13 protein-coding genes are annotated in these 12,439 nt (G+C 52.6%); 8 read left to right on the top strand and 5 right to left on the bottom strand.

Going from position 1 to position 12,439, the window contains the following annotated elements; all coding sequences use genetic code 11:
• Positions 1-190: 190 nt before the first annotated feature.
• From rsxA to B3007_RS04400, 6 genes are read left to right on the top strand one after another with little or no spacing between them, the layout of a single operon-like run.
• On the top strand, positions 191-772 hold the full coding sequence (gene rsxA, locus B3007_RS04425; RefSeq protein WP_068439840.1) for an electron transport complex subunit RsxA: 582 nt from the start codon (positions 191-193) through the stop codon (positions 770-772).
• Positions 773-781: 9 nt separating this feature from the next.
• Positions 782-1,378: an electron transport complex subunit RsxB gene (rsxB, locus tag B3007_RS04420; protein ID WP_068439842.1), complete on the top strand. Its 597-nt coding sequence runs from the start codon at positions 782-784 to the stop codon at positions 1,376-1,378.
• Positions 1,375-3,618 (top strand): electron transport complex subunit RsxC, encoded by a 2,244-nt coding sequence (gene rsxC, locus B3007_RS04415; RefSeq protein ID WP_301378455.1) that lies wholly within the window; start codon positions 1,375-1,377, stop codon positions 3,616-3,618. Before rsxB ends, rsxC begins: the two co-directional genes overlap by 4 nt.
• Before the next feature lie 2 nt (positions 3,619-3,620).
• The gene (gene rsxD, locus B3007_RS04410) at positions 3,621-4,676 is read left to right on the top strand and encodes an electron transport complex subunit RsxD (RefSeq protein ID WP_068439846.1); all 1,056 of its coding nucleotides are present in this window, start codon (positions 3,621-3,623) and stop codon (positions 4,674-4,676) included.
• Positions 4,673-5,338 carry an electron transport complex subunit RsxG gene (gene rsxG, locus B3007_RS04405; protein ID WP_068439848.1) on the top strand — a complete coding sequence of 222 codons (666 nt, stop codon included), beginning with the start codon at positions 4,673-4,675 and terminating at the stop codon, positions 5,336-5,338. Before rsxD ends, rsxG begins: the two co-directional genes overlap by 4 nt.
• Positions 5,328-6,041 (top strand): electron transport complex subunit E, encoded by a 714-nt coding sequence (locus B3007_RS04400; RefSeq protein WP_068439850.1) that lies wholly within the window; start codon positions 5,328-5,330, stop codon positions 6,039-6,041. The genes rsxG and B3007_RS04400 overlap by 11 nt, the downstream gene beginning before the upstream one ends.
• A gap of 9 nt (positions 6,042-6,050) precedes the next feature.
• On the opposite strand, the gene B3007_RS04395 is transcribed toward B3007_RS04400, so the two are convergent.
• Entirely contained in the window at positions 6,051-6,908 is an 858-nt protein-coding gene (locus tag B3007_RS04395) for a hypothetical protein (protein ID WP_297532965.1), read from the bottom strand.
• Positions 6,909-7,192: 284 nt separating this feature from the next.
• On the opposite strand from B3007_RS04395, the gene B3007_RS04390 reads away from it, so the two are divergent.
• A complete protein-coding gene (locus B3007_RS04390; protein WP_068439854.1) occupies positions 7,193-8,191 on the top strand; it encodes a rhodanese-related sulfurtransferase in 999 nt (332 codons plus the stop codon).
• A gap of 104 nt (positions 8,192-8,295) precedes the next feature.
• On the opposite strand, the gene B3007_RS04385 is transcribed toward B3007_RS04390, so the two are convergent.
• Both B3007_RS04385 and B3007_RS04380 read right to left on the bottom strand, forming a co-directional pair.
• Positions 8,296-9,351: an MBL fold metallo-hydrolase gene (locus tag B3007_RS04385; protein ID WP_068439856.1), complete on the bottom strand. Its 1,056-nt coding sequence runs from the start codon at positions 9,349-9,351 to the stop codon at positions 8,296-8,298.
• 81 nt (positions 9,352-9,432) lie between these two features.
• Positions 9,433-10,629, bottom strand: coding sequence for an oxygenase MpaB family protein (locus B3007_RS04380; RefSeq protein ID WP_301378449.1), 1,197 nt, complete (start codon positions 10,627-10,629; stop codon positions 9,433-9,435).
• A gap of 198 nt (positions 10,630-10,827) precedes the next feature.
• On the opposite strand from B3007_RS04380, the gene B3007_RS04375 reads away from it, so the two are divergent.
• A complete protein-coding gene (locus B3007_RS04375; protein ID WP_301378448.1) occupies positions 10,828-11,373 on the top strand; it encodes a TetR/AcrR family transcriptional regulator in 546 nt (181 codons plus the stop codon).
• Here the strand turns inward: B3007_RS04375 and B3007_RS04370 are convergent.
• Together B3007_RS04370 and B3007_RS04365 are read right to left on the bottom strand one after the other, a co-directional pair.
• On the bottom strand, positions 11,358-11,753 hold the full coding sequence (locus B3007_RS04370; RefSeq protein ID WP_301378446.1) for a VOC family protein: 396 nt from the start codon (positions 11,751-11,753) through the stop codon (positions 11,358-11,360). The genes B3007_RS04375 and B3007_RS04370 overlap by 16 nt on opposite strands.
• Positions 11,754-11,785: 32 nt before the next feature.
• Positions 11,786-12,373, bottom strand: coding sequence for a DUF3833 family protein (locus B3007_RS04365; RefSeq protein ID WP_301378445.1), 588 nt, complete (start codon positions 12,371-12,373; stop codon positions 11,786-11,788).
• Positions 12,374-12,439: the final 66 nt, after the last annotated feature.

The raw sequence follows: 12,439 nt of genomic DNA, 5'->3' as shown, positions 1-12,439 counted from the left end.
TGTTCACGGACTCCCCGGCGTTACAGCTAAGAGTGGTAACAGGAACGCATCTTATTCCAAATAGCTATTACTACTAGTGACTTATGTTCTTGTACGACATAACGCTCTTTTGGGATAATGCGCGCCCGAATTCTCCAGACCCCGCGAAAACACACACTTTATGTGGGGTTGTAACGATAGCAGAGGAAAGATGACAGAGTACCTCCTGATACTGGTCAGTACTATCCTGGTGAACAACTTCGTGCTTGTTCAGTTTCTGGGACTGTGCCCTTTTATGGGGGTTTCCAACAAGCTGGAAACCGCCATTGGCATGGGCGCGGCCACCACCTTCGTACTGACACTCGCCTCCGTCTGTAGCTATCTGGTGTACAACTACCTTCTGGTGCCGCTCGACCTGACGTACCTTAAGACCATCAGCTTTATTATGGTTATCGCCGTGGTGGTTGGCTTTACAGAACTCGCCATCCGCAAAACCAGCCCGCTGCTCTATCGTGTTCTGGGTATTTTTCTTCCGCTCATTACGACCAACTGCGCGGTCCTGGGTGTTGCCCTGCTCAACATCAAGCGAGACAACACCTTCGTAGAATCCATCCTGTATGGCTTCGGTGCCGCCGTTGGGTTTTCACTGGTCATGGTTCTGTTCGCTGCCATGCGTGAACGCATTGCTGTTGCTGATGTGCCTGTCGCCTTTCAGGGCTCAGCCATCGCTATGATTACTGCGGGTCTTATGTCTCTGGCGTTTCTGGGCTTCACCGGCCTGGTCAGCATCTGAGGTATTGGCATGAGTACTATCATTATCGCTATTGTCGTTCTGGCCAGCCTCGCAGCACTCTTCGGCGCCCTGCTCGGCTTTGCTTCAGTCCGTTTCCGGGTTGAGGGAAACCCTGTCGTCGATCAGGTGAACGACCTGCTACCGCAGACTCAGTGCGGGCAATGTGGTTTCCCCGGCTGTAAACCCTACGCCGAGGCAATTGCAGATGGGGAAAAGATCAACAAATGCCCGCCTGGTGGTGAAAGCACGATTCAGGCACTGGCTGACTTACTGGGCGTAGAGCCTGAACCACTGGATGCCGAGCACGGCGCTGAAAAAGACGTTCCCATGGTCGCCTACATCCGCGAAGACGAATGTATTGGTTGTACTAAGTGCATTCAAGCATGTCCTGTCGATGCCATTCTGGGGGCGGCGAAGCAAATGCACACAGTTATCGTCGATGAATGCACAGGTTGCGACCTTTGCGTGGAGCCTTGCCCGGTGGATTGTATTGATATGGTGCCTCAGTCTACCGATACCAGCAGCTGGTACTGGCAAGCACCTACGACTGGAGTTGAGTTGATAGCGACGGATCGTCGTTCGCTGAAGACGGAGGCACACGCATGACCCACCTGATTCAACTCCATGAATTTGATGGCGGCATTCATCCCCCAGAAAACAAGCGGCAGTCGAATAGCCGACCAATCCGCAAAGCGAGTTTGCCGTCAGAGCTGGTTCTGCCACTGCATCAACACATAGGTGCACCTGCAAACCCGGTCGTTGCTGTGGGTGATACCGTTTTAAAAGGTCAGGTTATCGCCGAACCAGAGGGCTTTGTCTCGGCTCCTCTGCATGCACCAACGTCAGGAAAAATAAGCGCCATTGAAGCACGTCAGGTACCTCACGCTTCGGGTCTCAGCGAGACATGCATCGTGATTGAGCCCGACGGAGAAGACACCTGGGTCGAGCATCAGGGGTTATGTGACACTCTGGGACTTGATCACTGCGACGACATCCCGGTCGACAAGTTACTGGAACGTATTCGTGACTGCGGCATTGCGGGCATGGGCGGCGCGGGCTTCCCGACCGCCGTTAAACTGAATACTGGCAAGCACAAGATCGACACTCTGATTCTCAACGGTGCTGAGTGCGAACCCTACATCACCGCCGACGATATGCTGATGCGCGAACACGCCAGCGAAGTCATTCGCGGTGCCCAGATACTGCTGCAGATCCTCGGTGCAGAGCGCTGCCTTATTGGCGTTGAAGACAATAAACCCGAAGCCATTGCAGCGCTTGACGATGCGCTCGTTCAGCACAATGAAGAACACCACATCGACGTTGTCACCATTCCGACGAAATATCCATCGGGTGGTGAAAAGCAGCTTATTCAGATTCTGACGGGCAAAGAGGTTCCTTCCGGTGGTATTCCTGCGAGCCTTGGTATCGTCTGCCAAAACGTTGGAACAGCAGCCGCCATTGCCGATGCCGTAGATTTCGGTCGGCCACTGATCAGCCGGATTACCACAGTCACCGGAGATGCGGTTCGGGATAAGGGCAACTGGGAAGTTCTTCTGGGTACGCCCGTCAGTCACCTGTTATCACTCAGCGGCTATCGTCCGGCAAAGCGTGAACGTGTTGTCATGGGTGGCCCGATGATGGGCTTTGCCCTCCCGACCACTGAGTTGCCAGTTGTGAAAACAACCAACTGCCTGCTTGCCCCAACAGAAAAAGAGTTACCGACTAACAACCCAGCGATGGCTTGTATCCGTTGCGGTTTGTGTGCCGATGCCTGCCCGGCAGACCTTCTGCCGCAGCAGCTTTACTGGTTCAGTAAAGCCCAGGAGTTTGATAAAGCAGAGCAGCACAACCTGTTTGACTGCATTGAATGTGGTGCATGCTCCTACGTCTGCCCGAGTGAAATCCCGTTGGTTCAGTACTACCGGTTCTCAAAAGGCGCTATCCGGGAAGAGCGTGCGGCTGCCGAAAAAGCCGAGCAGGCTCGCATCCGTTACGAAGCCCGGATTGAACGCCAGGAGCGGGAGAAAGCCGAAAAAGAAGCTAAGCGTAAGGCCCGCGCCGAAGCAGCTGCTAAAGCACAGTCGGTTAAGAAAGAAGCGCCTGCCGCTAAAGCTTCTCCTGTAGCGGAACCGGCAGCGAATGCGGACCTCGAGAAGCTCCAGAAGCAGTTAGCAGCCGCTCAGGCCGCCGTCGCGAAAACCAAAGAAAAGCTTGAAGCTGCACGGGAAGACCCGGAGAAAGCCGATAAGATACCGGCCTTTGAGTCTGCGCTTGCTAAGACCCAGGACAAGATCAAAACACTGGCAAAAGATATTGCAGCTGCGAAGAAAGCCGCTAAGTCAGCTCCAGCAGCTGCGGGGCCAGACAAGGGCGACCCGAATAGCCCCGAGCGCCTGCAGAAAAAGTGGGAAACCGCCGCAGCCCGACTGGAAACCGCCAGAAAACGCTTAGCAGATGCTGAAGCGAACGGCGCTGACACGGTAGACGCATTGCGTGCGGGCGTTGAAAAACAAGAGGCTCGCGTCGCAGAAGCAAAGGCGGCCTATGAGGCTTCTCTCAACAGTGATGCTTCAGCCAGCACGGGCGCTTCACTCGAAACTGCAGTGTCAAATAACGCTGGCACAGACAACACATCAGCTGAAACGGTCGCTGCAAAGCCGAACTCGGAACAACTCCAGAAGAAGCTACTCGCTCAGAAAGATCGTGTGGAGAAAGCGAAAGAGCGTCTCGAGATGGCACGTGCCGAGGGCCTGGATTCTGTTGAGGCTCTTGAGAAGGCGCTGAACAAACAGCTGGATAAACTGGCAGCCTTTGAAGCTCAGGCCAGTACCACAGGAGAAGTATAACCATGGCACTGCTGACGCTGTCCTCACCCCATACTCACGGGCCGAACCGCACCAGCCGAATCATGCTCACCGTGGCGCTGGCGACTCTGCCAGGCCTCGCGGTGATGACCTGGTTTTTCGGCTTTGGCACTCTGATCAACACAGTACTCGCGATCATCACGGCGTTGGCTTCTGAAGCGCTTGTACTCAAGCTACGCAAATATCCGGTGAGCTTTTTCCTCAAAGATAACACCGCATTGGTCACGGGTCTGTTACTGGGCCTGGCGTTACCTCCCCTCGCTCCCTGGTGGATCACTGTTTTAGCCACCTCGTTCGCCATCATTTTTGCTAAGCAGATTTACGGTGGTATGGGTAATAACCCATTTAATCCTGCGATGGTCGGTTACGCTCTCGTATTGATCTCTTTTCCGGTACAGATGACCACGAACTGGGTGACCTCTTTTCAGGTCAGCGGGTCAGATGTTGCCGGGTTCACTGACGCCTTGAGCATTATCTTTGCGGGCGCATCTTCAACTGCTGACGCATTCACAGGGGCTACGCCGCTTGATCAATACAAGCACCTGATCAGCAAAGAGACTTCTGACGAGCTGCTCCAGAGAAACACTTTTAATGGCTGGCTCAACGGTGGCTGGGAATGGGTTAATCTGGCCTTCCTCGCTGGCGGCCTGTTTCTTATGGCCCGACGCATCATTACCTGGCACATTCCGGTGTCCATGCTCGCCGCACTAGGCATCTGTTCACTGATTCTGGGCTGGGATGAAGATCTGTATACGCCGTTGTCACTGCATCTGCTCAGTGGTGCGACCATGCTGGGTGCATTCTTTATTGCCACGGACCCCGTTTCAGCGTCGACCACACCGACAGGTAAGCTTATCTACGGTGCCGGCATAGGTATTCTACTTTATGTCATCCGTACCTGGGGCGCATACCCGGATGCCGTAGCCTTTGCCGTACTGCTGATGAACTTCGCGGCTCCCTTCATTGATGCCTACACCCAGCCACGCAGTTATGGCCATAGCAAGCCTAAGCGTGGCCTCAAGCCGGGGGAGAAATCATGATTGAGTTGCTCTCAGCTATACGCAAAAACGCTGTTGGTCTTGCAATTTTCGCGGTTGTGACGGCCGGTGCGATCGCCCTCGCCCAGACACTGACAGCGGACCGTATCGCATACAATATCAAAGCGGCCGAAGCCCGCGCGCTGAATGAGATACTTCCGGCAAGCAGTTACGACAACGACCTGCTGAATGACACAATGAATGTGGATAAGCGCTTTAACCAACAGCTATTGGGCCCTCTGCCAGACAGTGCCGTTATTTATCGCGCCCGCAATAACGGCGAAGTCAGCGCGGTGATTCTGCCTGCAGTTGCCCCAGACGGATACACGGCCGAAATAGATCTGATTGTCGGTGTTAAGTCCGACGGAACGCTTGCTGGAGTTCGTGTCGTCGCACACCGCGAAACTCCGGGGCTGGGTGATAAAGTTGAGATCCGGAAGTCTGACTGGATTACCAACTTCGAGGGTAAGTCACTCGCTCAGCCTGTGCCTGAACAGTGGGCAGTAAAGAAAGATGGAGGCGACTTTGATCAGTTCACTGGCGCAACCATCACACCGCGAGCGGTTGTTCGCGCTGTTAAACGCGCACTGAAATTTTTTGAGATGCACCGTGACGAGCTGCTCTACGGTAACGCACTTTCGGGAGAAAACAGCGATGGCAACTAAGTCACTCAAAGATATATCCCTCGACGGCCTGTGGAAGAATAATCCGGCACTGGTTCAGCTGCTAGGTTTATGCCCTCTTCTTGCCGTAACAGGCTCTGTTGTTAATGCTTTAGGGCTGGGGCTGGCAACCATGATGGTATTAGTCGGTTCTAACCTGTCCGTTTCTCTTATCCGAAACCACGTGTCTGACGCGGTTCGACTCCCTGCGTTCGTCATGATTATCGCCTCATTCGTCACCGTCGCTGAATTGACCATGCAGGCGTTCACCTACGAGCTCTATGAGGTACTGGGCATTTTTATTCCATTGATCGTGACTAACTGCGCGATCCTCGGGCGGGCTGACGCTTTTGCCTCTAAGAATCCGATACTGCCATCGGTGGTTGATGGTGTGATGATGGCTATTGGTTTTACGGTTGTTCTTGTACTGCTCGGCGCGCTGCGTGAAGTCCTGGGCCAGGGTCAGATTTTCGGCAATATGGAACTCTTATTCGGCCCGTCAGCCGCTGACTGGAAGATTGTTCTGGTTGAGAGTTATCCGGACTTTCTCTTTGCTATTCTGCCGCCGGGCGCATTTGTCGGCATGGGTCTGCTGATCGCCCTCAAGAACCTGATTGACGATCGCATTGATAAGGCGGCTGCCGCTAAAGCAGCGCCAGTCGAAGCGGGCTCAAAGCGTGTCCGTGTTACCGGGAAAATCAGCTGAGCGCACTGCTCAGCTGCGTCCTTTCGCGTGTTGTAACTCTGCCATTTGCGCTGAATTCACCTGCGCAAAGCCTGCATTAGCTCGGTTCTCTATTGCTTTGTCCGCGTATAGGGTGGCGGATGCTCCCAACATGCCAACGAAAAACAACTCCGCAAACACCTTGTGATTGCCGAAATTGTAATGCATCAGACGAATCGTGATCACACCCAGCGCCAGGGCAACAAGCCCCCCGAACATAAGCGACTGCAGCATCAGATTGGTATCGGGCAATTGCGCTCCGGTTTCAACCCATGCCAGTGTTCCTTTAGTCAGAAAACCGGTCGCCAACAGTAAAAAAGCCACTGCGGGTACGGCATAGCGATCCGGGCGCTGTTGACGCTCAGGACCTTCGAGTCGCTGGAGTATTTCAGCAAACTCAGCCATGGCTGGCAGAGCCACATCCGCAAAGGCATTCATCTCCGCTCTGTCCTGCGAATTATCATCGACCAGCGCCCAGAGCCGCCCGCGGCGACAAACCAGCTTGTTGATCTGCACTGTCTCCGGCGACCCAAGGTTAAACATTCTCAGGAGTTTATCGCTCAGGCCTGGCGCAGCGGCAAGAGCCTGTGAAGCAGTGAAGTCGTCAGACAAAATAAGAAGAGAGGCGTCAAAGGCGGGGTTACAGATTCGTTTATCACTGTCGACGCCGATGCGGGCGAGGAGCCGATCAAGCGCACCATGGCGGCGCATTACAAAGTCATAGCGCAGGGAGACCTCCATACCGACTTTAATCTGACGCCCTGTCTTTCCCTCGTGGGTCCGGTACTCGTACTTGATTCCTGCATACTCACCCGGCACGCCCTTCCATTCTGCCGTAAAACGGTGCATTAACATCGCTACTGCATAAAGTACAAGGCAAGCAAAGCCTATGGTTAGCCACATAATCAGAACCCTTCCGCTCAGTTTTTGTGAACTGCTCACATTTAACTCTAGTCCATCGCAATGGACTGTGGGTTAATTCACACAGACCCGGCCTGAAAAGCTACAGGGCATGCCGCAAAAACTACTTTCAGGTATACTCCGCCGCGTTTAGCCTCTCAGGCCCGTGTTTACCAGTATCAGGCGACCACTAAACCGGTTCCGCCGATCCCTCAGACCCAGTAGGTTTCTTTATGAGTCAGCCCAATACTTTCGTCATCTGTGCGATGTACAAGTTCGTGACACTTGATGATTACGAAGCAAAACGTGAGCCACTTCACGACGCTATGGTCGCTTTCGGCATCAAAGGAACCCTACTCCTCGCTAAAGAGGGCATTAACGGTACGGTTGCCGGTTCACGTGAAGGTATCGACCAATTGCTCCAATGGTTAGCTCAGGACGATCGCCTCGCAGACATCAGTTACAAAGAGTCCTATGAAAACGAAATGCCCTTCTATAGGACTAAAGTCAAACTTAAGAAAGAAATCGTGACCATGGGTGTAGAGGGCATCGACCCTCGCCATACTGTCGGCACCTACGTAAAGCCTGCGGACTGGAACGATTTAATCTCAGATCCCGCCGTTACCCTGATCGACACGCGAAATGACTACGAAATAGGTATTGGTACCTTCAAAGGGGCCGTCAATCCAGAGACAGAGACCTTCCGTGAGTTCCCACAATATGTGAAGGAGAAACTTAACCCTGAGCAGCACAAAAAAGTGGCGATGTTCTGTACCGGTGGTATCCGCTGTGAAAAATCCACCGCGTACCTCAAGGAGCAGGGTTTTGAAGAGGTCTATCACCTCGAAGGAGGCATTCTGAAATACCTCGAAGAAGTACCCGCTGAAGACAGCATGTGGGAAGGTGAGTGCTATGTCTTTGACAATCGTGTCAGTGTCGATCACCAGCTTAACAAAGGTCATTACGATCTGTGCCATGCGTGCCGACGCCCTATCACCGATGAAGACAAAGAACACGCCGACTATGAAGCCGGTGTCAGTTGCCATCACTGCATTAACGAATACACAGCGGAACAACAGGAACGTTTCCGTCAGCGTGAGCAGCAGATGCAGCTTGCTCGCGAGCGAGGTCTAGACCATCTGGGCGCCGATCTGAACGACATCCGCGACCAGCGCCGAAAAGAAAAGCTGGCTTACAAAGAAGCCCAGCGTAAGCGTTCAGGCAAAGACTGACTTCGCGCTTATTTGTCGCAGTAATTCTCGAAATTCCTCGATAAAACGGGCTGGGCTACCGTTGCATTATTTGGTAGCCCTATTCCTCACGGAGTTTTTATTTGTTAGTCCAGATGAGTAACTTGATAAATCTCGCCATGTCCCATGACCGGGAAGTTACTCGCCTCAATCCCCTTTTCCCGCAATGCTTCAGCCAACCTGACCGGCGGCTCATCCATTTCTTCGTCCGTTAAAATAAAAGTCCCCCAATGCATTCCGATGGCTTTTTCAGCCTTCAGATCAATAAATGTCTGCACCGCTTCTTCGGGGCTCATATGCGCGTCTTTCATAAACCAGCGTGGGTCATAGGCTCCAATAGGAATCGTAGCCAGATCAATGTCCGGGTAATCTTCGCCGATTTTTCTGAAGTCATCTGAGTAGCCACTATCACCCGTATGAAAAATGCGAAAGTCTTCAATATCAATTAACCATCCAGCCCAAAGTGATTTATTTCTGTCGAAGAAGGTTCGCTGAGACCAGTGTTTCACAGGGAGCGCTGTCAGAGTCATGCCCTCATATTCGTGAAACTCCCACCAATCAAGCTCAACAACCTGATCAATACCGTAACCAGATAATTCCTCTTTCAATCCGAGAGGCACAAGAAATAAGGGCGGGTTATCTTGCTGACGCGAGTAGAGCTCAGTGAGAGACGCTTCATCAAGGTGGTCGTAATGGTTATGAGAAATAACCACGGCATCAATGTGGGGGAGCTCTTCAATCGTCATCGGAGGTTCAACGATGCGTTCAGGGCCTAAAAAACTAAGAGGTGATGCGCGCTTCGAAAAATGCGGATCGGTAAGGATGTTTTTACCTTTTACCTGTAACAGAAAAGCACTGTGCCCCAACCAGGTGATCTGAGTTATGGCTGGCTTCGCGATGACATCAGGGTCTGGCTGAATAACATCGAAGTGTTGAGGGGCCGGCTCCTTCCTGCTCCAACGCCAACGCAAAAGATCTTTGAAGGATTTACTGATTGCCTTGCCATCAGTATTCACAAAGGTGCCATCAGGCATATGATGCGCCGGGCGGTTCTGTGCAACATCGGCCGGTCCGTTATGCATAATCGCAGCACAACCAACGGCCACTGCGAGGCTGCCTACCAGTAACAGGGCTGACTTCAACGTAATTGCTCTATTGTAGAATGAAGGCTCGGATTCTCTGAGTTCATCGATAATTTCAACACACCAGATAAAAATACATGTTCAGCTAACCTGCCTGATCTGAGGTTTGTAGGCACCAAACAGTATCTTAAGCATGCGTTCCTGCGCCCGCCGACCGCGGCGGGTCAGCCATGCACGCCCACCGGGCAGAAGTCGAAAAAACGTATGCGCGAGTGCGTTTAGCGGCGCAAAAAGAAACGGATACCAGGGCCAGCGACACGGAGGTAAACCCAATGTGCGCATGCCTTGAGATCCAACAAACAGCCTTAGGATACTGAGATGGACCTCTTTATCCCAGTGACTTCGTAGCCATTGCGCGTTTGGATAGTAACGCTCCAGAGGTTCATCCATCAGCGCCTGTGCGAGCTGCTTGGAGCCCTCATCTGCCTGAGCCTGACTCAGCAGGTTACGATATAAAGCAATGCGCCCCTCTTGCTCATTGTCGACCAGCAGAGATTCGTCCAGCCCCATCAGCCAACCTATGTAGCGCCAAAGGTGCATAACGTACGCACCCTCCTCCTTCGAAACAGGTACGCCGAGCACACGCTGACCAAGAAGAAACATAACTGAGAACGCAAGGTAAGTGACCTGCATATCCAGTTGGTTTACTGGCAGGCCCAGATAATCATGGTCCCAGTCTTTGCGTACCGAGAGTTGCCGCCGGACCATGGCATGAATAAGTCGGACGCGCAGAGTCGTAGAGAAGCCCTGGCCACCGGGCAGGACAGAACCCGGCTCAGTACAATCCATCCACCATTTCGTTGTTTCAGCGACTCTGCGCTGTGCACCCTTTTCAAGAGCACCCGTTTTCAACAGAGTCTGATTAATTGCGCTGGCCTGGTAGCCAGCCATCAAACCGAAATCCCGAAGGATACGCATACCCGTCTTACCTGACCTGGCAACGACAGCACAACCTCGGCTCAATGCCTCCTCATCAAGCCAATCCGGAAGCTGGTTCGCATAGTGAATAAAGGCTTGCAACTCAGGTGGTAATGACGAGACATCTTCCGCGCCGCCTTTCAAAGCGTGCTCTATGACTGACCATCTACCTTCGCTCGTCGCCAACCACGCCGCCACGTCATCAGCTAATGGGTCGCCGCAAAGAAGCTGCTTGCCCAATTCCCGCCACTCGACTGAATTAGGCTCGGCAGCTGCTTTATCTTTTATCGTCAGCAAAATGGGAGATGCTATTTTTCTGGCAGTATGGATATGGATTCCGTGACGCTCTGGAGTATTCATAGACAGTTTCCCTGAAGTTTCACCAGATCTGGAAGATCAAACTGGTACTCTTGCGTACCAACCTATCCACGAGCACTGGTACTGTCAAGTACCAGCCGCTATACTTGAGTGAAATTACGATAAGCGGTATGAAAAAAGCGCATGACTGCACCTGCCAGGGATCATAAAGACAGGCTCCTTTACGCACTGGAAAATGCAATGGCGACGAAGCGCTATCGCGACGTTACCCTGGCTGATATCACCAGCAGTGCCAAAGTATCGCGACGCACCTTCTACGAGCACTTTACGAACAAAGACGAATGTCTGTTGGCGCTGGCTCGAACGACAAGCCAGCGCATAATGAAAAGTATCATCAGCTCGTACGATGCGGCTGATGACTGGCCGCAAACTGTGAAAAAAGTGACATCTGGGTATCTGCAGTTCATCGCCGAACACCCCACTCTTATGTACGCCTTATACGTAGAGGTGGCGGCTCTCGGCCAGAGCGGTCTGGAAGTAAGACGAGAGATCAGTCAGACCTTTTCGGAGTTTCTCAGCAACCAGACAAATTTGAGGCGCTCATCCGCTGAGCTGAATCACGCCTTATCAAGACAGGAAGCTCTGGCACTGGTGGCAGGGATTAACGAGCTGATATTGCAGACCTTCATGACGGAAAAGACAGACAACAGGGTGACTGAAATCACCCGGCTGAATGATGTTGCAAGCTCGCTCATACTGAGAATGACCAGTCACCCTGGAGTGTGACAGACAGCCTCAATGTTATTGCCATCCGGGTCAATCACAAAGGCGCCGTAATAATGCTCATGGTATTGTGGGCGTAATCCCGGCTCTCCGTTGCATTCAGCTCCCTGACTCATCGCAGCAGAATAGAAGTCATCGACCCCAGTACGGTCTTTGGCAGAAAAAGCAACGTGGCGTGGTGTATATGTCTCTTTCACCTCAATAACCCAGAACACTGGCTTCCCCTCAGGGCCAAAGGCACACATTCTCTGAGTTGGAAAATACCGGTTCCAGGTGGCAATAAACTCCATCTGCACCGAGTACCCTAACGGTTCAAAGGCAGCCGCATAAAAATCTCTGGTTTTCAGAAAGTCACGGGCATATGTACTCAGGTGGTCAATCACGGTTACTCCTTCGGCATAGTGTGCCTAAGCACCTACAGGCACTTCGTATCTGGGCTGACCTTCCGCATCACCAGCAATATCTGCCCAACATGGATGCCGAATTTGGTCATGCGCGTTTCATTAACAACCACACCATCAGCGACATGAAACATCCAGTCGTCCATATTCAGATCAATCGTATCACCTGGCTCACCATAACGTAGAGTGTATGCCATGTGAATCGCGTTACCCGCCCACTCCATGGTGGTTGCCTCAGGAACATCCGAGGCTTTGGCACTGAGTACCTCTCGCCCACCTTCCCGCGCTGGCGTAAGGGTCCAGACCCGGGTTTCACGCTTGGCTTCTGCACCCGGTTCATCGTAGAAGTAAAATACCTCATCCAATGTACCAACACCATTCTCATCCCAGCTGGCATCGATACGTGCGTTAAACGAACGTATTTCTTCACCACTGCGATCACGAACCACGCCATCGGCACAGATTTTCCCTTCAAAAAAGGTCTGAGGGATTAGTTTTGGTGAGCGCCCGGCCGCATGATCCACCTGAGTACTTGAGCATCCTGCGACAGCAAGCGCTGCCGTCACCCCAACCAATCCAGAACGAAAAACTCGACGAGACATGCGCATATGGAACTCCAAAGTTATTCAATACTTATACAGAGTATCCATTTACCCGGGAGTTCCTGC

Origin of the sequence: Thalassolituus sp. UBA675, from assembly GCF_002297765.1 — a bacterium.
Classification (GTDB): Bacteria; Pseudomonadota; Gammaproteobacteria; order Pseudomonadales; family Oceanobacteraceae; genus Thalassolituus.
The sequence above is the reverse complement of the archived record's forward strand: the minus strand, read 5'-3'. Positions and strand labels throughout refer to the sequence as shown.